The 23,985-nt window shown below is 45.8% G+C and carries 15 protein-coding genes and 3 riboswitches; all 15 genes read left to right on the top strand.

The window, feature by feature from the left end; genetic code table 11:
• The first annotated feature begins 20 nt into the window (after positions 1-20).
• The 15 genes from MUB35_RS04520 (at position 21) to MUB35_RS04450 (ending at position 23,664) form a co-directional block, all read left to right on the top strand.
• Positions 21-1,529, top strand: coding sequence for a glycoside hydrolase family 31 protein (locus MUB35_RS04520; RefSeq protein WP_103732945.1), 1,509 nt, complete (start codon positions 21-23; stop codon positions 1,527-1,529).
• A gap of 24 nt (positions 1,530-1,553) precedes the next feature.
• Complete coding sequence (locus MUB35_RS04515) at positions 1,554-2,138, top strand: flavin reductase family protein (protein ID WP_054352939.1); 585 nt, start codon at positions 1,554-1,556, stop codon at positions 2,136-2,138.
• Positions 2,135-2,641: a shikimate kinase gene (locus MUB35_RS04510; RefSeq protein WP_054352940.1), complete on the top strand. Its 507-nt coding sequence runs from the start codon at positions 2,135-2,137 to the stop codon at positions 2,639-2,641. The genes MUB35_RS04515 and MUB35_RS04510 overlap by 4 nt, the downstream gene beginning before the upstream one ends.
• A gap of 252 nt (positions 2,642-2,893) precedes the next feature.
• Positions 2,894-4,186: a UDP-N-acetylglucosamine 1-carboxyvinyltransferase gene (locus tag MUB35_RS04505; protein WP_103733061.1), complete on the top strand. Its 1,293-nt coding sequence runs from the start codon at positions 2,894-2,896 to the stop codon at positions 4,184-4,186.
• 92 nt (positions 4,187-4,278) lie between these two features.
• Positions 4,279-5,118, top strand: coding sequence for an AraC family transcriptional regulator (locus MUB35_RS04500; RefSeq protein ID WP_158587240.1), 840 nt, complete (start codon positions 4,279-4,281; stop codon positions 5,116-5,118).
• Between the two features lie 71 nt (positions 5,119-5,189).
• Positions 5,190-6,002, top strand: coding sequence for a leucine-rich repeat domain-containing protein (locus tag MUB35_RS04495; RefSeq protein ID WP_103733063.1), 813 nt, complete (start codon positions 5,190-5,192; stop codon positions 6,000-6,002).
• 272 nt (positions 6,003-6,274) lie between these two features.
• Positions 6,275-6,405: riboswitch (cobalamin riboswitch) on the top strand.
• An 85-nt stretch (positions 6,406-6,490) separates the two neighbouring features.
• Positions 6,491-6,675: riboswitch (cobalamin riboswitch) on the top strand.
• Between the two features lie 151 nt (positions 6,676-6,826).
• The gene (locus tag MUB35_RS04490) at positions 6,827-7,351 is read left to right on the top strand and encodes a hypothetical protein (protein ID WP_054352945.1); all 525 of its coding nucleotides are present in this window, start codon (positions 6,827-6,829) and stop codon (positions 7,349-7,351) included.
• Positions 7,352-7,444: 93 nt separating this feature from the next.
• Positions 7,445-12,697, top strand: coding sequence for a hypothetical protein (locus tag MUB35_RS04485; protein ID WP_118593836.1), 5,253 nt, complete (start codon positions 7,445-7,447; stop codon positions 12,695-12,697).
• A 15-nt stretch (positions 12,698-12,712) separates the two neighbouring features.
• A complete protein-coding gene (locus MUB35_RS04480; protein WP_118593837.1) occupies positions 12,713-16,768 on the top strand; it encodes an Ig-like domain-containing protein in 4,056 nt (1,351 codons plus the stop codon).
• A 65-nt stretch (positions 16,769-16,833) separates the two neighbouring features.
• On the top strand, positions 16,834-18,048 hold the full coding sequence (locus tag MUB35_RS04475; RefSeq protein ID WP_103731396.1) for a DUF4430 domain-containing protein: 1,215 nt from the start codon (positions 16,834-16,836) through the stop codon (positions 18,046-18,048).
• Positions 18,041-19,087: an energy-coupling factor transporter transmembrane component T gene (locus MUB35_RS04470; RefSeq protein ID WP_103731395.1), complete on the top strand. Its 1,047-nt coding sequence runs from the start codon at positions 18,041-18,043 to the stop codon at positions 19,085-19,087. The genes MUB35_RS04475 and MUB35_RS04470 overlap by 8 nt, the downstream gene beginning before the upstream one ends.
• Positions 19,041-20,840: an ABC transporter ATP-binding protein gene (locus MUB35_RS04465; protein WP_181014412.1), complete on the top strand. Its 1,800-nt coding sequence runs from the start codon at positions 19,041-19,043 to the stop codon at positions 20,838-20,840. The genes MUB35_RS04470 and MUB35_RS04465 overlap by 47 nt, the downstream gene beginning before the upstream one ends.
• 5 nt (positions 20,841-20,845) lie before the next feature.
• A complete protein-coding gene (locus MUB35_RS04460) occupies positions 20,846-21,706 on the top strand; it encodes an ECF transporter S component (RefSeq protein ID WP_054352951.1) in 861 nt (286 codons plus the stop codon).
• 3 nt (positions 21,707-21,709) lie between these two features.
• A complete protein-coding gene (gene srtB / locus MUB35_RS04455; protein ID WP_103731394.1) occupies positions 21,710-22,543 on the top strand; it encodes a class B sortase in 834 nt (277 codons plus the stop codon).
• A 32-nt stretch (positions 22,544-22,575) separates the two neighbouring features.
• The gene (locus MUB35_RS04450; protein ID WP_103731393.1) at positions 22,576-23,664 is read left to right on the top strand and encodes an adenosylcobinamide amidohydrolase; all 1,089 of its coding nucleotides are present in this window, start codon (positions 22,576-22,578) and stop codon (positions 23,662-23,664) included.
• A 74-nt stretch (positions 23,665-23,738) separates the two neighbouring features.
• Positions 23,739-23,929: riboswitch (cobalamin riboswitch) on the top strand.
• The last annotated feature ends 56 nt before the right edge of the window (positions 23,930-23,985 follow it).

Genomic DNA, 23,985 nt, shown 5'->3' with positions numbered 1-23,985 from the left:
GTCTAATACGGGAGGAAGATATGGTATTTCCAATTTTAGAAAATGAATACTGGTACGGCGGATATGTATACGGCTCCTGTGCGCAGCCCTATGATGCCTCCAGTGAAGCAGAGATCGATCTGCGGAGAAATGACAGTACAAATCAGGCGGTTCCCTTCTTTGTATCCACAAAGGGCCGCTACATCTGGTGTGAAGAGGGCTTTCTGCTGCATTTCGGCGGCGGAAACATTACAATTGACCGGAATGTGGAATTGAGGGAAGGTTATGTAAACCTAAAAGGCGCATATCTGGCCGCCTGCAGAGAACATTTTCCTTTCAGGGAAAACACCCTGAGTGATGAGTTTTTCAAAAATCCGGTCTACAATTCATGGATAGAGCTTACATTCTGGCAGAATGAAGAAGACATTCTCCGTTATGCGGATCACATTCTGGAAAACGACATGCCTGCAGGTGTGCTCATGATCGATGACGGCTGGTCTGATTACTATGGAAAATGGGTTTTCAGCCGGGAAAAATTCCCTCATGCGGAGGAAATGCTGAAGACACTTCACAGCAAAGGCTTTTTTGTCATGCTCTGGATCTGTCCCTACATTACCCCGGACACCCTGCAGTACCGTCAGGCCAAGGCCATGGATATTCTCATCAAAAATCCTGACGGAAAGCCTCTCATCACAGAGTGGTGGAACGGCTGGTCCGCTGCCCTGGATCTGTCGAACCCCGCGGCTGTAAACTGGCTGGACGAGCAGCTTCAGGCACTGAGAGCCATGGGCGTGGATGGTTTTAAGTTCGATGGGGCGGACGTGCTGTATTATCCTGACGACATGGTCACTGCCGGCGGTGTTACACCCAATGAGATGGCACGCCTCTGGTGCGCCTACGCAGAGAAATTCCCGTTCAACGAGCTGCGCATGGCCTTTAAGGCAGGGGGAATGTCCCTGATGCAGAGACTCTGTGACAAGCCCCACAACTGGGGAGAGGAGGGCATCCGGGCGCTGCTGCCCGACACTCTTATGCAGGGGATCACAGGACATCCCTTTGGCAGTCCGGATATGATCGGCGGCGGTGAATACGTGAATTTCCAGGAAAACAGCGGTAATCTGGACCAGGAGCTGTTCAACCGGCACAGTGAGATCGCCTGTCTCCTGCCTGTTATGCAGTTCTCCGCAGCACCCTGGAGAGTGCTTGGCAGGGAAAGCTATGACAGGATATTAAAGAGTGTGAAACTGAGGGAACGCTATGCGGCCAGGATCCTGGAGCTTGCCCACCATGCCGCGCGGACAGGGGAACCCATTGCCCGGTATATGGCATATGAATTTCCTGAGGGCGGATACGAGAGAGTCAATGACCAGTTCATGCTGGGAGAAGATATCCTGGTGGCACCCATCTGCGAAAAAGGCAGAACGTCCAGAAATGTGGCAGTGCCAAAAGGGAAATGGCGTTTCCGCGGCACTGTGATCGAGAGCGAAGGAACCCTCATGGAACTTGCTCCGGAGGACGGTGAGCCGATTGTGCTCGAAAAATGCGAATAAAAACCTTTGAAGAAAGGAAACAAAATGTCTAAAATAGAATGGAAGCCCGGAAACATGCTTTACCCGCTGCCGGCCGTGATGGTGACAGTGGCGGATGAAGAAGGGCATGACAATATCATTACCGTGGCATGGGCCGGGACGGTCTGCACCAATCCGCCCATGGTATCCATCTCCGTAAGGCCGGAGCGCTACTCCTATAAAATGCTCTGCAGCACCAGGGAGTTTGTTATAAATCTGACCACGGAAAAGCTGGCATATGCCACAGATTACTGCGGGGTAAAATCCGGCAGAGATGTGGACAAGTTTAAAATGGCCCATCTCACCAAAGAGGAGGCTTCCCATGTGGGTGCCCCGATGATAAAAGAATCACCGGTCTCCATAGAGTGCCGTGTGAAGGAGATCACGGAGTACGGGAGCCACAGTATGTTCCTTGCGGATGTGCTGGCCGTACATGTGGATAAAGAATACATGGATGAGAAGGGGAAATTTGACCTGGCCCTTGCCAATCCCATTGTCTATTCCCACGGAGAGTATTACAGCCTCGGGAAAAAGCTGGGAACCTTCGGATACAGTATTAAGAAACGCAGAAAGAAGAAAAGCAGAAAATGAAAAGAAACATAGTATTGATCGGAATGCCCGGTGTGGGCAAAAGTACGGTTGGAGTCATTCTGGCAAAGGTACTGGGATACCGGTTCATAGACGCAGACCTGGTGATCCAGGAGAGAGAGAACCGGCTGTTAAGTGAGATCATTGCCCAGGACGGGCTGGAAGGATTCCTAAGAGCAGAGGAAAATGCCAATATACAGGTTGCCAATGAGGCCAAAAAGGCTGTTATCGCCACAGGGGGGAGCGTGGTGTACTGCAGCCGGGCTATGGAGAAATTATCAGAGACAGGACAGATCGTCTATCTGAAACTGGATTACGACACCCTGGACAAACGCCTCAGTAATTTGAAGGGACGCGGCGTTGTCCTGAAGGAAGGTCAGGACCTGAGAGGACTCTACGATGAGCGCATACCGCTGTACGAAAAATATGCGGATATCACAGTTGATGAGAAAAATCTGGATGTGGAGGAAACTTTACAGAAAATTGTAGAAAGACTGAAACAGTGACAGAGAATAGAGAATGTCGGTTTATGAAGAAAAAATGAAAATATTAATTTTTGTTTACAAATTGCTTTATCTGTTATAATATAATATTTAAGTCGTAGACTATCTTAGCAGGAAGACAAATCATGAACCTGCCGGAAAGTCTGTCTTTTATCCGATCAGATGAATTAAGAAAAGTAAATTTGAAGACGAGATTATGTTTTCTGGTACCGAGTATACCGGCGGGGAGCATAAATAAAATATAGAGGTGTGAATATGGAACAATATGTTATCAAAGGCGGTAACCCGTTAGTCGGCGAAGTGGAGATCGGCGGCGCGAAGAATGCGGCACTGGCCATCCTTGCGGCGGCAATTATGACGGATGAAATGGTTTACATCGAGAACTTACCGGACGTACGTGACATCAATGTTTTATTAGAGGCAATCAGGGAAATCGGCGCATCTGTTGAGAGAATCAGTCCCACAGAGGTGAAGATCACAGGTTCCACCATAGCCAACATCAGCGTGGAATACGAATATATCAAGAAGATCAGAGCGTCCTACTATCTTTTGGGCGCGCTGCTTGGAAAATACAAGACAGCGGAAGTTCCTCTTCCCGGAGGCTGCAACATCGGAAGCAGGCCCATTGACCAGCATCTGAAAGGTTTCCGGGCTCTTGGTGCGTCCGTTGATATTCTCCACGGCGCAGTAGTCGCCAAAGCGGAGAAGCTGACAGGAAAGCATATTTTCCTGGACATGGTGTCCGTAGGAGCGACCATCAATATCATGATGGCAGCCGCCATGGCAGAGGGCAATACCACCATCGAGAATGCGGCCAGAGAGCCTCACGTGGTGGATGTGGCCAACTTCCTGAACAGTATGGGAGCCAACATCAAGGGCGCCGGTACGGATGTTATCCGTATCAAAGGCGTGGAGAAGCTTCACGGAACCAGTTATTCCATCATCCCGGATCAGATTGAGGCGGGTACTTTCATGTGCGCTGCAGCAGCTACCATGGGGGATATTATGGTGAAGAACGTGATTCCGAAGCATCTTGAGGCGACCACAGCCAAATTAGAGGAGATCGGATGTGAGGTGGAGGAATTCGATGACGCGGTACGCGTAGTAGCCTCCAAACGCCTGAAACGCACCCATGTAAAAACCATGCCCTATCCGGGCTATCCCACAGACATGCAGCCCCAGTTTACTGTGGCACTGACACTGGCGGAGGGGACAAGCATTGTGACGGAGTCCATTTTCGAGAACCGTTTCAAATACGCGGACGAGCTTTCCCGTATGGGAGCCAGCATCAAGGTGGAGGGCAATACAGCCATTATTGACGGGGTACACAAACTGACCGGTGCCAGGGTAAGTGCGCCCGATCTGCGCGCGGGAGCGGCTCTTGTCATTGCAGGACTTGCGGCAGAGGGACTTACCATTGTGGACGATATTGTTTATATCCAGCGGGGATATGAGCGTTTTGAAGAGAAATTAAGATGCCTGGGAGCAGAGATTGAGAAGGTTTCCAGTGAGAAGGATATACAGAAATTTCAGCTTCGTGTAGGCTGACAGGAAATAAAAAAACAGGGATGCTGCGCAGGGCGTGCGGCATCCTATTTTGTTTGTCGAAATATGTCGAAAAAGCATGGGGGAAGGTACATATGAAAAAGATCATGGACGATAAGATACTGGCCTATATAGAGACACATTTGGATATGGAGTACGGGCAGGATGATATTGCAGAGGCTTTCGGCTATTCCACAGATCATTTTCGCCACCTTTTCCGCATGTATTACGATATGCCTCTGGGAGAGTATATACGCAGGAGGCGGCTTCTCAAAGCAGCAGCCAGGATTGGGGACGGAGAACAGATTGGGAATGCCGCGTCAATGTATGGTTTTGAGACAGCAGCTGGATTTGCCAAAGCCTTTAAGAAGGAATTTGGTTTTCCTGCCAGTGAATTAAAGCGGCAGGATGATATCAGGCTGGATGTGCTGCCTGAACCGGAATACGACGGGAATCAGATACGCATTTCATTTCTGGAGACACAGGAGCTGAAGATGGCCGGACGGTCAATCATTCCGGAGGAAGGAGCAGATATTGACCTTCTGGAGGAGGTGGCTTACTGGCTGGACCATGAGTTTCCGGAAATAGATAACGCGGAGCTTTCCGGAATGCAGTGTTTCAAGGATGATTACATAGCCATGTGGTATCATCCCCTGGACAGCCAGGAGATCACATATCTTATGGGGCCTGTCGTCAAAAATTTCTCCTGTGTGCCCGAGGGTCTTGTAACTGTAACCATACCGGGGAGGCGCTATGCTGTGTTCGAGACAAAACAGGATTCAGACAAAAAAGAGCTGGCAGAGACCGTGAGATATCTCTGCAAATACATATTCAGGGAGTGGGTGCCTGCCAATGATGTCATTGCAGACAGAATGGGTTTTACATTTGAACGGTATTACGGAAATAAAGTTTCTGTTTATCTTCCTTTAATATAACCAGTTTGGACAACAAAAATATTCCCTCTCTATGTTATAATGGCACATATGCAAGGCGGGAGTGAAGAAAGATGGAATATTGTGTACTGGAACGAAAAAATGTTATTCGCGCAGCGGAGGAGGATATGCAGATACCTGCCTGTTACCAAATGCTGGGCGTGTGTTTTCTTAAGAATAATATCAAGGTAAAGAACATAAAACTGCCCGCTGTCCGTGTCGTGGGTACAGAGGCGTTTTTTAACTGCACAGCTCTCAGGCATGCAGCGCTGCCCAGAGTATATGTGATCAAGAAGGGTGCCTTCGGCAACTGCAGCAATCTGAGGGAGATACTGCTGCCAAAGACAGTGAGGGAATTGGGAAAAGGCGTATTTGACGGATGCAAGAGGATGGAGAAAGCCCTGTTTGACCCCATGGGAAACTGCAGGATACTGCCGGACATGACATTTGCCAACTGCCGTGCCCTTTCCAATGTTACACTGCCCGAGGTGATGTGGACAATTGGGAATCAGGCGTTCTATAAGTGCGAGTCCCTGGAGGATATAAAATTTCCCGAAAAACTGCACAGGATAGAAAACCAGGCATTTTATCAGTGTGGCCTCAAATCCCTGCATTTTCCGGAACATCTGGAAATGATCGGTGAGAGTGCATTTCTAAAATGTAAGAAGCTGGAGTATGTTTTCATTCCGCCGTCGGTGCAGAAGATAGGAAAATGGGCTTTTCATGGCTGCAATAACCTGAAGGTGCTGGAAATCCTCCATGACCCACAGGATGTGGGGGAATGGCTGACCAATAAGAACTGTGTCATCCGCTGCCGCCGGGGAAGTAAGATGGAGACCTATGCGGCACAATACGGCATTCAGGTGGAATATGCCGACGGCATCTGAAAAATAGTGACATATGGTTACTGTTCACTGCGTGCCCAGTAACACGTTTCGCGATGCACAGTTCTGCCCTTTAGGGTACAAAATGCAATAAATTGCATTTTGGCGCTGGCTAACTCGGGATTTTGCTTCGCATCGCGCAGCATCCCCTTGGAGAAAACACCTCCCGGGGCAATGGCGTGTGACCTGTTATGACATATGTACAAAGTAAGAAAATTATTGCACAGTATATTGACAAATATTACCAAATGAGTTAGAATGTAGCCATATCGAGAATATAGAAAAAAGATTGCAGTTTATTCTGATGCATAATGTCAGAATAATAATGGGAAATCCGGTGAGAATCCGGAACAGATGTAAATCTACTGTAAACAAAGTCAGTGCCCGCTGTTTTCCTGTCATGTACAAGGGAGCAGTCTGGGTATATTTATTATGAATCCATAACGCCTTCCTGTATGTACGGGAAGGCGTTTTATAGTTTGAACAGAAAAATTAAATATATCTTCTGTGGTCAGGGCAATAGCCCTGTTTAAAGGAATCCGGTGAGAATCCGGGCAGAACATCCCTGCTGTAAGGGGGACGAACAAAGCAGCAAAGCCACTGGGCATCATTCCCGGGAAGGCGCTTTTAGTAGGACGAACCCAAGTCAGAACACAAACACAGTTGTGGCAAACCAATTATTTGCAGTGTCCGAAGGCATGACGGACGTGTATTTTTTGTACCATTTTTTGAATAATTTAATAGATTATGACAAGACGAGGGCCCAGTCTTGTTGTGATAGATACTGCCGGAAGGCAAAATAAAAAATATCATAAGGAGGAAACAAAATGAAAAAAGGTATGAAACGGTTTTTAGGTATTGTATTGGCAATGGTTATGATGCTGTCGATGAGCATCAGTGTGTTTGCAGCCGATAATGATATTTCCGTAACGGTGACGTTAAATGCTGTGGCGGATGGGACACATCCTGCATTGAACGGGAGTGCTACAGTTAAAGTGGCGCCTGGTACCAATGTGGAGTTAATAGTAAAAGAAGCGCTTCCTAAGATGAACCTTGATATTACAAAGGGATTCTGGAAGGTGGTACCGGATTGGCAGAATCCAGATATTAAATACAACGCAATAGATGGACTGTATATAGGTGGAACCGCAGAAACAAATCTGTTTTATCAGGGAAAAGCGTACGAGTCAGATGCTGCATATTATGGTGTGGGCTGGACGTATTCGGGATTTGATGGAAATACACCATTAAATGAAAACAATTATATGAGCCAGAATACAATTAGCCAGGATCGTTCATCAGTTGTACTTAGCTATGCTAGCTACTATTATCCTAAAACTACTTCTAAATAAAGAATATTAATATTCCAGGAGGACAGGACGGTATGGAGACATACTGCCCTGTTTCTTAGTGAATTAATATGAATATAATATGGAGGAAGAAATATGAAGAAGTTGCTAAAGATTTTGAGTATGGCAGTTCTTGTAATGATCGCAGTACTAAACAAGACAGATGTATGGGCAGCAGAGAATACAGCAGATAATTCTCAGATACAGATAAATATAAAAAATAGCGACCATGAATTTTCATTACAGCCATTGGAAGAAAACGGAAATATCTTTGTCGGAAACAAGGATTTTTATAGAATTTTTTATAATGATCAAATTATAATAGAAGGCGTTTTACCAGATTCCGAAAGCAAAGTTACAGAGGTCTTTGGTTCCTTGGATATATATAATGAAGAGGGAACCCTGTTCGCTGATTCAGATAAAAAAATAGAGAATACAGTAAAAGATGGAAAGACACATTTTATTATAACCTATTCCAATATTATGAGTGATATGCAAATGTATTCCAATACATCTATATTTGGCGCATTGTATTTTGATATTAAAGTAGAAGCTGCAAATGGGAAAGAGACAGATCTTATAGCTGTTTTCAATACGGAAACGTCCTTTGGAGCAGACTCGGGTTATCCGTTTCTGGTTGAATATTTAGGCATTAAAAACAATGAGACAGATGAAATTTTATCAGGGGAAACAGAGAAAACAAATTTTGAAGACGGTCTATATCATTATGCTGAGCTGTCTGGTGATATAGATAATTTTTCCATGGTAGTAAACAGGCAGCAAAATAAAATGGAAACAATTAACCTAAGTGCCATAACGAAATCCTGCTTTTATTGGATGAATATAGGAAATAATTATATGTCAGTAAACGGCAGCTCTCCACAACGGTTTGATGTAATCAGTAATATATATAAAGGAAAATACAACACTCCGGTCATCAAGCCTCATAAGGGTTTGAACGTAGTTAATTTATCTTTTATTTTGGGTGTACCACCTATAAAGATGGATATTGATTTTAGTGAAATGCCTCCTGTGATGAAGATATTAGATACGAATATTAGCGTACCAGGATTAAACGAATCCGATAATATGCTGCCGAGATATGTTTTGAATATACCTTATATCTTTTACTGGGATGGTGAAGAGGCTGATATTGAAGAAAGCAGTGACACGAAAATATCTGAGATTAAGGCAGTATCTTTTCCTGAAAACTATGTGTTCCCAATACAATATGAGACAGCGTTAGACAAGGAGTCCGGGAATTATATCATCAGTGTTCCTAAAACATCAAAGAACAATAAACTTTTGCTCAGTGTTCTTCCCTCTGCCGGCGGAGCGAAGGTAAATGTCCTTGGAAACGAAAATAGCGAAGGTGGTTATTTTGATGACGGAAAAGGGGAATGCGGCAATTATATAGGAGTTAATTTAGATGATTCGGGTATAGAGATAGATGAGAGTGGAAACAAGATTATAGATGTTGAAATTACTGCGCCGGATGGAGTGAGCAAAGATATATACAAAATAAAGGTGGTCCGTAAATCAAGTGGGTGTTCCTTAGAAGCTTTAACCATAAAAGGAGGTACGGTAAAAGATTTAGAGCAAAGTTTGAACAGCGGGGAGAATAGTTTTATTCTGGAACTGGATTCTGATGATGGAGAGATAACGTTTGATGATATTCAGATTTCTGCTGATGCAACTTATACAATAGACGGAACAGAAGTCGAAGATAATACTTACACGGTCAATGCAGGCGATGTCACCAGAATTGAGGTGACGGCTGAAGATGGATTGAATTCTAAGGTATATATTTTCCTTCATCAGAAACAAGATGGTACACTTCCATATTACTCTATTTCTCAGGAGACAAAAGATCTGGCGAATGATATTCTTTCCGGATGGTACGCACGTCCAGAAGAAGAGAAAAAGAATCTGGGAGGTTCATGGCCAATATTTATGGCATGTGCTACATCAACAGATGAGAATAATAATTTGGACGGGGCGGCTGTGAATGATGTAAATGAAAATACATATAGTCAGCCCACCGACTATGCAAGGACAATCATTCAATTAATTATGACAGGAGAAAACCCATATAATTATACAGACGATAAAGGAAATAACCTGGTTGAACATTTGGAAAAAAATTGGACGGGACCATATGCTAATACGATATGGGCGTTGATGGCTTTAAAAGCAGCAGGTGCCAATATACCTGATGGGTTGATAGATGATGTGACGGGGTTAGCTGCTTCTGATACGTTTGATCTGGACATGCGTGCGTGGGCACTGGGGGCTATTGCTGACCAGGTTTCCAAAACTAAATTAGCATCCCTTGTGGAAGGATTTCGGTCGACGTTAATCACTGAGGGAGACGAAGCAGGAATGTTTTATAATTTCTGGTACAAGTATGCAAATACGATATCTCACGGCTGTGTACTTGAAGGAATGGCAGCAGCAGGAATCGATATTGAAAAAGTCTTTGCAGTAAGCGATACAATTACACCATTAAAGGCGCTTCAGAGATATCAGTTGGAGGATGGGTCGTTTTGGTATGATATCAGCCAAACACAATCTATGTGGTCAAAAGATGCGATTATAGGTTTGGGAGATACTGTACATGGAGATAACGTATGGAGTCGTTATGCCCTGACTCTTGACAAATATGATAATCTGATTGATACGGCCATGGAGTGTTATGGCGAAGACGGTTCCTCTATTACTGATGAAACCAAGAGAAAAGCTCTGGAGGATGCTCTGAATACAGCAAATTCGGCACGTGCAGATGCGGAAAGCATTCAGGGGCTTGGGGACGAATATTATGCGTTATACGCAGCCGTTGCAGATGTGGATTATACATTGGTAGGACAACCTCAGGTAAGAGTCTGCAGTTATGAAGAGTCCGTGCAGATTGACGCTGTAATTGAGTCTATCAGTAAATTGGAAGATTTAGCTTCTGTAACAAAAGAATCAGTTCAGACTGCCGGAAGTGCCTATGAAGCCCTTGGCGGTGATGATACAGAATTAAAGGAAAAGCTTCAGGGATATGTTACAAATAAGAGCGTTTTGAAAAAAGCAGAAGCCTATCTGAATTTCTCCGAATTAGTGGATGTCGTGGGAGAAGTAACCTTAGAAAGCGGACAGGCTATTCAGGATGCGGAAGCTGTATATGAAAACTTAGATGTGTCCTATAAAGACGATCAGTCATTTGCGGACAAGTACCAGGTATTGCTGGACAGCAGAAAAGTATATGATGTACTGTCAGCTATTGCGGCTCTGCCGTCTGAGATCACTTTGGATGATGCAGATACAGTGGAAAGCATCCGCACATCATATGACGCTCTTACAGATGATTTGAAATCAAAAGTTAGTAATGCATCCGCTCTTATACAGGCTGAAAAGACAATAAAAGATCTAAAAGCAGTTAAGAGTGTGGAAGCGCTGATCGCAGAACTGCCTTCTCCGGATGAGGTGACGGCAGAGGATGAGGCTGCTATTCTGGAGGCATACAGTAACTATAATCTGCTGACATCTGAACAGAAAGCAATGGTAAATGCTGAATTGTCGGAGAAACTGGAAACGGTTTATTCTGCACTTGATCAGGCGAAAAAGGATGCGGCAGCTGTAAAAGATGTGATTGATAATATTGCAAAACTGGAAAATCTTGATGATGTCACACTGGAGGATCAGGAGTTTATCAGAAATGTGCGCAGTCTCTATGATAATTTGTCCTCAGATGCTCTTCGTTCGCAGGTGAGTAATTATGATCTGCTGGTTGCGGCGGAGAAGAAACTTGAGACACTTGCCAAAGAAAATTTGTTGAATAAAGTTGAGAACCTCCCGTCACCGGATGAATTGGAAGGAACAAAGCCGGATGGATCTGATATCCAGATGACAGAAGAAATCCTGCGGGCAATTGCTGATGCAGTCAGCACATATCAACAGATGGATGATGCACAGCAGAAGATATTTGCGAATGAGAATCCCGATGCATATGAAAAGTTAATGACATTAAATACGATTGCGGAGCAGTACGAAGGATACGTGAATGAAGTCCTTGCACCTATTGTTGCAAGAATCGCAGCGTTTGAACTTCCTGTAACAAAATTCAATCTGGGAGAGGCTGGCGATCTGCTTACAAAATATGAGGCCAATGAGGATGCACGTACATATCTTGACAGCATTGTCTGGGAAGACGGAACAAAGCTCGTTGACAAGATGGCTGCTCTAAAAGAGCAGATAGGACAGGTGAATGAGGATCTTACGCAGGCAGCAGCAGTAGATGCTATGATTGAGAAACTGCCGTCTGAGGTGACTGCAGATAATCTGTCGGATGTGAAAGCGGCACTGGAAGCGATCAAAACTGCTTATGAGGCATTAAATGAGCAGGCGCAGGAGTATGTGAATGATACAGGCACGTGGAACACTGTGGAGTCATTGGTAAAGAACTTCGAGAAATCACAGGAGAATGCAGAAAAAGTACTTGAAATGATGAAGGATGCTGTGGATGAAGATGCTTATGAGCTGACATCTGAAGAAATTATTACAGTGTTGAAAAGTGCGCAGGAGGCATACGATGCCCTGACACCGGCTGAACAGGCATTGATACCGGCTGATGCTGTTGAGAACATGGAAACTTTGAAGGAGAAAATATCCAAGACTAAGACCAAGGATTCTTCAGAGAACAATCTGGTTACATACAAGGGAAACATTCCATGGGATGTAGTCATCGAGATAGAATCAGTGGCACAGTCAGATAATTCCTATACAACACTCAGTGGAAAGCTGGATACAGATAAGAAAGCTTCTGTTATGAAAGTATTTGAAATCAAAGCGTACAGAGTACTTGCCGATGGAACGAAAACAGATTTCATGGTAAGCGGAGGATTAACCTTTGTTGTACATACAGGAAACGATCTTACGGGTAAAACCATAGTTCTCGTTCATCTTCTGGACGATGGAACCGTCGAGTATCTGGACTGTAAAGCAGATGGCAGTGATCTTACATTTACTGTGAAAAGTCTGTCCGCGTTTGCAGTCGGAGAGGTCAAGACAACATCCGGAACAGATGATGAAGAGAAGGGTAACAACAATAATAACAATAATAACAATAATAACAACACAAACGGAAGCGGAAATAATTCTGGTTCCGGAAATAAATCAACATCCGGCTCTTCCAACAATAAATCTTCTGGAAGCGGTAATAAGTCCACTACTACAGGAGGAAGTACAGGTGTACCTAAAACAGGAGATACACTGGCATCTCAAATGGACATTATGAATCTTCTTGTACTTGCCGGAAGCTTTATCCTGTTTGCATGCCTGAAAAAAAAGAGAGAGAATAACAGATAAGAAAAGAGGAAGCATATGAACAGAGGGAAAATGACATTAAAAAGAATATGGGCTTTCCTGATGGCATGCTTTCTTGGGCTGGGACTGGCGCTGGGAAATCCGGCGCCGGTTATGGCCAAGGATGCGTCCAGCTCCGTGATTTTATCCGTAGAGCGTTTTGCTCTGGGGAAGGGATGGGTGACAGTGCCTGATGTGGTGCCGCTGCAGAACGGAGATACGGTGGCTACGCTTCTGGAACGGTATATGGAAGAACAGGGATACCCTTGTATTGTTAAGCGGGATAGTTCCTATGGGTGGTACCTGGAGGGAATTACTGATGCGGATGGGGATGGACTTCCTCTCAGCATACCTCAAATCATCAAAAACAAAGCAAAAAAAGATGGATATAAGCTGGATGACAGCCTGATAAATGAGTACAAACCAAACCTCACAGAGTATTCATATTCAAAAGAAAGCGCAGGAACCACAACGTCCGGATGGATGTATTCGGTCAATGAAGAGTTTCCGGGATATAGTATGAACGGTTATAAACTGCAGGGCGGAGATGTTGTCCGGGTGCAGTTTAGTTTATATGGGACGGGGCTTGATGTGGAAGGGACTAATGCCTATGATTCCATTTACAAAAAGGCTGATAAATCACAATTACTGACTAAGATTGCTTATATTAATCAGGATACAGAGTCCTGGCTTCCGGAAGAATCAGACAGAGCGGCATATGATACAGCGCTGACAGTAATGCAGAAGCTGAATGCCTCACAGAGTGAAGTGGATAAAGCACTGGAAAATCTGCCTCAGACACAAACAGTTTGGCCGGAGACCGTGGTTTTGTCAAGCAGTACCCTTAGTTTGTATGATAATGACAGTGCAGTGCACCTCAGTGCGGATATATATCCTCAGGAGACTTTATTTAAAAAAATTGCATGGAGTTCTTCTGACGAGTCCATAGTCAGTGTTGACAATAATGGAAATATTATACCTCATGCACCTGGAGAGGCGGATATTACAGCAACCGCTCAGAACGGCGTGAGTGCTTCATGCAGGGTTACGGTTACATACAGGCCATATACAGCCATTGGATTGGATAAGACGGCATTATTCTTTCAGGCAGAACAGACATACCAGTTCCAGGTGACCGGCACACCATCTAATGCGACAGAAGAACTCCAATTGGAGTGGAGCAGCAGCGACGAAAATGTGGCTGTAGTTTCCCAGGAAGGGCTTGTGACTGCAGTCTCAGCGGGAAATGCAGTTATTACGGTTGTAAAAGCAGGAAGTCAGATATCTGCGTCTTGTCAGGTCACAGTGGGTAATGCTATGGAGATGGCAGAAGCAGCAGCGGGGCTGATCAGAGCACTTCCGAAAGCCGGAGAACTGACGATTCAGGATTCCGCTCAGGTGGCAGAAGCATCGGGAGCATATCAGTCGTTGTCTGAGGAGGCTAAAACGTATCTTGAAGACCGGGCAGAGCTGGAACAGAAGCTGGACAGGTGTGTATCCATGATGGAGGCTCTGCAGAAGAAGTATGCAAATGTAGCAGCAGCAGAAGAGCTGATAGGGCAGATTCCTTCTTTATCGGCACTGACCATTGACAGCAGCAAGACAGTGGAGGAAGCCCGGACCGCATATGAAGGTTTGAGGGCAGAAGAAAAGGTTTTGATCGATACTTCACTTAAGAACAAGCTGGACAGCGCAGTAAAACGTATGGAAGAATTAAAAGAGCACGTGAATACAGTAAACAGTATCCTGGCATCTCTTCCTGAAACGTTAACCCTGGAGGAAGCTGAGCTGATTGGTCAGGCCGCAGAAGAGTATAATAATTTGGATGACGCGCAGAGGGCACAGCTTTTTACCGGTGCCGAGGAACGGCTGTCACAGGCACTTTCTGCATTGACCCAGTTGATCACTGAGGCAGCGGAGGTCATGGACACTACTGCTAAAGTAAATCTTGAGGCGGCAGAGACAGCAAATTTTCTCAAAGCAGCAGAAGCTTTTGATCAGTGGAAGGATTTGCTGGCCGTAAGTGAGAGTACAGCCAAAAAGATTCAGGATGTTAAGAATTGGATTGGAAGCAATATCCATAGCCAGAACGGTGTGACTGCAGATAGTTACTGGTATATTAAAACAAATGCAGAAAAAACCGGGGATACCCGGGAGGCTGAAAAAGCAATCCGTAAAAAATATAAGAACGCAGAGGATTGTAAGTCAGCATGGAATTTGTCTTATACTGACATCAGAGATGGTAATAGTTATGAGCAGGAAAAAAATGTAACCATGACTTTTTCAGTGAGCAAACTGTCTTCTATGGAGAATCCTGTCCTTTTTTCCTATAAAGATGGCAAACTGAAAAAAATGAAGGCGGAGATAAATTCTAAAGCAGATACGATTTCCACCAAGGCAAAGACAGACGGAATGTATTTGATAGTGAATGTCCCTGTTCCTCTTACCGGGCTGAGTATGGAGAGTCAGATCCAGATTACAAAAGGCAATAGTAAAACGCTGACTCCAGAAAAAGTACCGGCAGATGCAACCAGTAAGGTGAATTATGTGTGGAAAAGTTCAGATTCTTCCGTTGTATCTGTGGACAGCAGTGGTGTAATTACAGCTAAAAAAGAAGGTACAGCCACTGTGACAGCTTCGGTTGAGGGCAAATCATCTATTAAAGCATCTGTAAAAGTAAAAGTCATAACAAAAGCGGACTCTCTGTCCCGTTCCGTGTCAGATGTACTGGCAGAGACAAAGGCATATGTTCTTGCCACAGATAAAAACCCCACTGTTGGAAGCGAATGGTATGTGATCGCTCTTGCACGGGGAGGGATGGATTTAAATGACAGTTATTTTTCTACATATTACAATCATCTGGCAAATTATTTAGCAGAGAAGAAGGGAGTGCTGACTGACACTAAAAAGTATTCTGAGTACAGTAAAACTATATTAACAGTAACTGCAATAGGCAAAGATGCGCGGAATGTGGCAGGTTATAATCTTCTTGAATATCTGTCGGATTTTAACAATGTCAAGGCACAAGGCCGCAACGGCCCTATTTGGGCTTTGATCGCCCTTAACTGTCATCCGGATTATACAATCCCTGAAAAGTCAGGAGTATCCAATCAGACAACAGAACAAAAACTGATAGATTATATTGTGGATGCACAGGTAAAGGACGGCGGCTGGACACTGACCGGATCAACAGCAGATTCGGATATGACAGGAATGGCACTTCAGGCTTTGGCACCCTATTATAAGAAAGACGGATATGATAAGGTGACAAAGGCAGTTGATAAAGCTCTGGATAATCTCAGTTCCATGCAGTTGTCAAGTGGTGGATTTGGTACCATGAATGTGGAAACCTCAGAGTCGGGAGCACAGATTCTTACAGCGCTGAGCGCATTAGGGATAGATCCTCAGACAGATGCAAGGTTCATTAAAAATGGTAAATGGATTGTGGGAAATATGATATCTTATCATATTAAAGACAGCGGGTTTATGCACGTAAAGGCCGGAGCGGAAAACAACGGTGGTGCCGAGCCGGGAACGGTGGACGGTCTTGCAACAGGGCAGGGGTTCTATTCTCTGGTAGCATATCAGCGTTTTCTGGATAAGAAGACAAGCCTTTACGATATGTCGGATTTGATTGTGCAGCCGGGAGGCTCCGGTGATGGAAGCGGAACCGGTCTGCCGGAGGAAGAAACTTCAGAATCAGTGCAATCGAAGCAGACGGGAACTTCTCAATCGTCATCTTCAGGCAGCAGTAAGACAGCATCAGGAAGCAGCAATAAGAAGACAGCGGCCGGCACTACAGCTAAGAAAAAGACTGAAGAAAACGATTCCAAGAAAAAAGAGAAGGATACACTCTGGAGTTTCAATGGGGACACATACGAGCCGGAAGTCAGAGAAAAAGCCGGAATGGATGCGTCTGAAGATACAGAAGAAACAGCAGCGGACAGCAGCGGAGGTGAGAGCAAACAGGGACTGGCCAGGATTTTCAATAAAAATACACTGCCGTATATTCTCTGTATAGCCTGCGGAGCAGCAGTCATTGGTGTCTGTGTTTATTTTAAAAAGAAAAATTAGCATTGAAAAGAGGGAAAGTGCATTAGGGCACTCTCCCTTTTGGTGCTGTGTTGGAGGCGAAACAAATGAAAAGGAAGAGAAAAGTATTCCTGGTCCTTTTAATTGCTTTTGTAATTTTAATAACCGGAGGATGCAGCCAGAAGGTAAAAAGTGATCAAATCACACAGCTTGACAGAGTAGAAACCACAGAGAAAAAGGGTACATCAGTCAAAAAACTTGAAAAGATAAATCAAATACCAGATGACGGTATTATCACAGCCGCTCAAATGGATACGATATCCGGTGAAGATGGTCAATTCCAATTTTCCGGAAAGGATCAGGATAAAGGGATTACTTATGTATGGACCTATGAAGGAAAACGAATCAAAAACCCTGTTGATCAGAATCTAAAAGTTGAATTTTCTGATGCCAAGATAGAAGAGGTAAAAAAAGCCGGGGGAAATGCTCCGTATGGCCTGGCCATTACACTGCAGAAAATGAATTTGGCGGCGCCGGCAGCTCTGGGCCTTACTTTAAATGAAAAGTGGGATGCAGATAATGCCGTTTTATGCAAATATGTGGATGGAGAAGCAAGGAAGGTTTGTGATGTGGTTGTAGGCTCTGTCTCCGGAATCGGGGATAAGGCGCTGACTAATCTTGCTTTTAATGTTTTAGAAGTAGGTGATACTTATTATATACTTGCCGGCAAAAGTAAAGAAGATAATGAGGAAAACAAAGGCGCAGAGGAGAAAACAAAAAATAACGGAAACAATGATCAGCAAAGTCATGAGGTAGACAATTCACCGACAGGTAATAATCAAAATGACTCAGAACAGGCTGCAGAGACTCAGAGCGGGCAATCGTCCGGCGAAAATCAAAATGATCAGGGCTCGTCCCATACCTGCACCATATCGATTGAATGTTCCACAATTCTTAATAATTGGGATGATTTAAATGAAGCAAAAGCGGATTTTGTACCCTCAGATGGGTGGATTCTATATACCTCTGAGGTAGAGTACTCTCCGGGTGAAACTGTGTATGATGTCTTGTACCGGGTGTGTAAAGATACTTCCATCCAAATGAGTGCAAAGTATACACCTGCCTATGGTTCTTACTATGTGGAAGGCATCAACCAGCTCTATGAGTTTGACTGCGGCGAATTGTCCGGCTGGATGTACAGCGTGAATGGCTGGTTCCCAAATTACGGCTGTTCTCAGTATGAAGTCAGCGATGGTGACATAATCGAATGGCGCTACACCTGTGACCTGGGCCGTGATGTGGGAGATCAGTATTATGAATAAACGGTCGGATGCATTTTCAGCCTGCCATCCTGCTGTAAATTTCTTTTACTTCATGCTTGTACTGCTGGTCACCATGTTTCTCAGCCATCCGGTCCTTCTGGGCATTTCCTTTTTGGGCGCATTTTTCTATGCGGTGCGCCTGAAGGGGTGGAAGGCTGTGGCAAAATTCAATTTGATCTTCACGCTTCCTGCTATGGTGATCGTGGCATTTATCAACCCGGCGTTTAACCACTATGGCGTCACTACGCTTTTTTATCTGAAGACAGGGCCGGTGACGTTGGAGGCTATTGTGTATGGAATCGTTCTGGCCTCCATGCTGTTTATTGCTATATTGTGGTTTTCCTGTTATAACGAGGTTATGACCACAGATAAGTTCGTCTACCTGTTTGGCAGGGTGATTCCGGCGCTTTCCCTGGTGCTTTCCATGGTATTCCGCTTTGTGCCGAAATTCAATGCACAGGTAAAGGTTATACGAAACGGGCAGAAATGCGTGGGACGTGATATGAGCAATGGAAAACTGATAAAGAAAATCCGTTATGGACTCACGATCCTTTCCATCCTGATCACCTGGGCCTTGGAGAACGCCATAGACACCTCAGATTCCATGAGGGCCAGAGGATACGGCCTGAAGGGCCGTTCCTCGTTCTCCATCTATCACTTTGACAGAAGGGATGTGACGGTCACAGGTATTCTGGCCGGGCTTCTGGGAGTATGCCTCTTGGGATTTCACTATGGGTTTTCCTTTGCGCAGTATGATCCGGTGATTAAGATCGGCGGTATCCCGCTGACGCCTTGGAGCGTAATCACCTATCTGGCCTGGACGTTTATATGCTTTTTCCCCTTTCTGCTGGGATTATGGGAGGATGAGAGCTTTAAGAAACTGGAGAAGAAAATGCGTATGGACAGGGATATCCCCTGGTACTTAAAGGAAGATGAACCGGGCAGTGAGCAGAAGATTTTGAAGACAGACATGACATTTACAGAATATATGAATGGCGGGAAAGAAACAGAGGGAGGAACGGAATGTGAATTGTATTGAAATAGAAAAGTTCAGTTTTCTGTATCCCCAGCAGACGGTACCTGCGCTGGCCGGGGTGGATATGACAGTGGAGGAGGGCAGCTTTGTTGTGCTGTGCGGAAAAAGCGGATGCGGAAAAAGTACACTTTTGAGACAGATGAAGACAGTCCTTGCCTCCCATGGACAGAAAAGCGGATGTATACGGTATTTTGGAACAGAGCTTGAAGAGGTGGATGAGAGAACCCAGAGTGCGGAGATTGGTTATGTGCTTCAGAATCCTGACAACCAGATCGTGACGGACAAAGTCTGGCATGAGCTGGCTTTCGGACTGGAGAGTCTTGGCTATGACAGTGCCACTATACGGCTCAGAGTGGCTGAGATGGCTTCTTATTTCGGTATACAGGCATGGTTCCTGCGTAATGTAAACGAGCTGTCAGGAGGCCAGAAGCAGCTTCTGAATCTGGCTTCTGTTATGGCTATGCATCCGAGGCTGCTGATCCTGGATGAGCCTACATCCCAGCTTGACCCCATAGCAGCCTCGGATTTTCTGGAGACAGTGAGGAAGATCAACAGGGATGTGGGAACCACGGTTATTCTTACAGAACACCGCCTGGAGGATGTGATCCCCTGGGCAGACCAGGTATATGTCATGGATGGCGGCAGAATGATTGCTGACGGCACGCCCTCAGAGATAGGGCGGAAACTCAAGGAGCTGGGGCATGATATGTTTCTTTCCATGCCCACGCCTATGCAGGTATATGCCGGGGTGGAGAGCAGCCGGGAGTGTCCCCTGACCGTAAGGCAGGGAAGGAGATGGCTGGAAAAGGAGCTTGAAGACCTTCAGCTAAAGGCCGCAGAGTGTGAAGAAAACATAGGCGGAAACGGCAGGGAAACAGAATCCGTTCATCATGAGACAGAATCCGTCAGGAAGAGAACCCATGTATTTTCAGAGAAGGAAGTACCGGAAATACGTCTCAGAGATATCTGGTTCCGCTATGAGCGTGAGCTGCCCGATGTGGTGAAGGGACTTTCCCTGGATGTAAGGAAACGGGAAATCTTCGCGCTGGTGGGCGGCAACGGCACCGGCAAAAGTACCACCATGAATCTGATCGCCCGTATCCGCCACCCGTACAGAGGGAAAATATGGCTGGAGGGGAAGAGCATAGATAAATACACGGATAATGAGCTGTATCACGGCTTCCTCGGCGTAATGCCCCAGAATCCCCAGAGTCTTTTTGTGAAGAAGACAGTGCGGGACGATCTGTATGAAATGATTGACGGAAAAAAAGAAAAAAGGAGCGACGCTTTTTCCATAGAAATGAGCAAGAGAGATGCTGTTGCGGGAATTGTGTCCCTGACAAAGCTGGCGGACCTTTTAGACCGTCATCCCTATGATCTGAGCGGCGGAGAACAGCAGCGGCTGGCACTTGCAAAGGTGCTGCTGCTGCGCCCCAGGATCCTGCTCATGGATGAGCCTACGAAGGGGATAGACAACCACTATAAAAAAGAACTGGGAGAAATCCTGCGAAAGCTGACAGAACATGGTGTTACCATTCTTCTCATTTCTCATGATGTGGAATTCTGTGCGCAGTACGCGGACCGGGTGGGTCTGTTCTTTGAGGGAAATGTGGTGACAAATAAACCGGCAAAAGAATTTTTTGCGGGAAACAGTTTCTATACAACCGCTGCAAACCGTATGTCACGACAGTTCTTTCCTGACGCGGTGACCGTGGAGGATGTGGTTGCAGGAGTGGATGCATACGTCAGGAGGTGAACAGTATGCTGCGGGATGATAAATTAGATGATTTTCTGGATGTGTTTTGGGATGAGAAGAGTGCAGACTCCGTGGACACGGATTTTTGGGAGGAGCCTCAGGGAAAGGAGAAACTTAATTATCTGGAATACAGTGACTTGATGGCTGTCCCGAAGAATAAGGGGAAACTGCCGCCCAGGACTCTGGCGGCTATATTTCTGATCGTGGTCATGATACCTGTGACCATATGGGTGGGGATACATTTTTTCAATGACAGGAAATATCTCCTGATCAGTCTGTTCATTGTGTTCTATTCTATGATACCGTTTTTTCTGACCTTTGAAAGCCGAAGGCCCCAGGCCAGGGAAGTGTTGATCATCGCAGTGCTCACGGCCATAGCGGTGGCCGGCAGGGCGGCATTTTTCATGGTACCCAGTTTTAAGCCGGTCATGGCGTTTGTGATCATATCGGCAGTGTGTTTTGGGGCCGAGTCCGGATTTTTGGTAGGGGCACTTTCCATGCTGGTGTCAAATATGCTGTTTGGGCAGGGGCCATGGACGCCCTGGCAGATGTTCTCCATGGGTATCATCGGGTTTCTGGCCGGAATACTGTTCCAGAAAGGATGGCTGAAGGCCAGGAAGGTTTCTCTCTGTATCTTTGGTTTCTGGGCAGCCCTGTTTATTTACGGAGGAATCATGAACCCGGTGTCGCTGCTTATGTCCTCCTATGCCATAACGAAGAGGAACCTTCTGGCTATCTATATATCAGGGCTGCCGGTGGACATGGTGCACGGGGCGGCAACGGTTATCTTTCTTCTGCTCGCCAGTAAACCCATGATCGAGAAGCTGGAGAGAATCAAAATAAAATACGGTTTGATTGAGGAGTAGAGTATGACAGAAGAGAAAAGGACGGAAGAGAAAGAAGCGGAAGACGTAAAGTCTGCGGATAAAAAGAAAAAAAACAGGATTCTGAATATTGTGATACTGTGTGCGGTATGCATCATCGCCTATGGAGTCTTCAATATGATATCCCTGCAGAAGCAGTATAAACGGGCCGGGGAGGAATATGCCCGGGTGCAGAAGACTGCCGGTATGGATCAGGCAGAGGATGTTTCGGCTGATCCGAAGAAGGATGACGGGGATGCGGATGTTCCGGAGGTTCCGGATGTGCAGGTGGATCTGAAGTCTCTTCAGAAGGAGAATCCGGACACGGTGGCCTGGCTCTATTACCCGGCTCTTGGCATTAACTATCCGGTCATGCAGGATGAGGATAATACATATTATATCAAGCATACATTTTCCGGGGATAAGAACGCGGTGGGAAGTATTTTTCTGGATGCGTACGGAAATAAGGATTTTTCAGATGCAAATACCTTCATCTTCGGCCACAACATGAGGGATGGCTCCATGTTCGGCAGTATGAAGAATATACGGGATGAGGGGACCGTCAAAGAGAATCCGTATTTCTGGATCTATACAGCGGATGGCTGGAGCAGATACCGGATATTCTCCTATCATGATGCCAACGCCACAAAAAAAGATATGGCATTCCAGATCAAGTTTGAAAACGAGCAGGCGCATCAGCAGTTCCTGCAGACCATACTGGACGCTTCAGAAGAGAAGCTGGGCGTGGAAGTGACGATCAGGGATAAAGTGGTGACCCTGGCCACCTGTACCAGTGACGCATCCGTAAGGCTTGTCATTCACGGGGTACAGAAGGATTAAAAAGTATAAGGACGGCGAAAAGGAAAAGATATATGATGCAGGATAAAAGGTTTCTGCCCGGCAAAGGGGATAAACTCTATAGAGATGAAAAATATATTGCCGCGGTTTTCGGAGGAAAAAGGAAGGTTCTGAGCACTTCGCCCCAGAACGGGGGATTGAGGACAGACTTAAAAGCTGTATATAATTATGACGGCGGACAGGAGGGGGAAAAGGAGATACGGCTTGAGGGAGGGACCTATGAAAGTCATATGCGTTATGTCTCTGACAGCATCATAGGTTTGTCAGCGGACTCGTCATCAGGTATTATGACAGCCGCCTCTATGAAAAATGCCTCTTATGTCAGGACACAGTACAGGGATATTGCCGTCAGCGTGATCGCAACAGGCGGTATTGAAGTCAACGCCGGGCGTGCAGGGGACCGGGCATCCTGGTACGAGAAGGACGGGGTCTGGGTGGATCTGGACGGGGAATGCAGGCATACACTGGGAACGATCAATCTTATGATTTTCCTGAATGCGGACCTGACAGACGGGGCCATTGCCAAGGCCCTGATAACCTGTACAGAGGCAAAAACAGCCGCGATCCAGGAGCTGTGCATAGCCAGCAGATATTCCCACGGGCTTGCCACGGGTTCCGGTACAGACGGCACGATCATTGTGGCTGACATGGAGTCTGATTTTAAGATCACGGAGACGGGCGCACACAGCAAAATAGGAGAAATGATAGGATGTGCGGTGAAAGAGGCTGTGATGGAATCCCTGTTTCTGCAGACTGGCGCAGGCGCCAGGATGCAGCACAATGTCTTCCGAAGGCTGGAGAGATTCTGCATAACGGCAGATGCGGCAGCCTCCCGTGCTGTGGAGACAGGCGTCATAGAGCCGTCAGAACAGGCGGATTTTAAGCGGCAGGCAGAAGAGTGGGCAGGCTGCGGAGATGCAGTTTCATGGGCCGCTCTTGAAGCGCATCTGCTGGATGAGAGGGAGTGGGGGATGCTGAAGGAAAGGGAAGTGCTGGATGCGGAGAGGAAGCTTCTGTGTGCATTCGGGATGGACAGTCCCCGTATGGGAGAGGATGCTGTTCTCATGGATCATATTATTTTTGCGATTAAAGAAAGAATATGAGCCGGAGGAATTGACAGATACCGGCCATTGTGCTAAAGTAATCATGTGTATAAATTCCATATCAGCTTGCCAAGTGCATCAGGATTTAGTTTTGCCCTCTTTTAGAAAATCCTGGTGAAAAGGGAATCAGGTGTAAGTCCTGGACGATCCGGTCACTGTGAGCGGGGAGCGAAGCGCATAAGTCCATTGTATAAGAGATTATATGAGAAGGAGCGCCGAACGAAGATCCGTGAGTCAGGAAACCTGCTTGGATGAGTAAAAGGTTGAGACTTCCGAAGAAAGTTTTCCATCCATTATGTTATTTGATATGGAATGCCTGCT

Source organism: Blautia sp. NSJ-175, from assembly GCF_022867815.1.
In the GTDB taxonomy this organism is placed as follows: domain Bacteria; phylum Bacillota; class Clostridia; order Lachnospirales; family Lachnospiraceae; genus Blautia; species Blautia celeris.
Note: the sequence above shows the minus strand (reverse complement) of the source record. Positions and strands in the feature narration are given on the sequence as shown.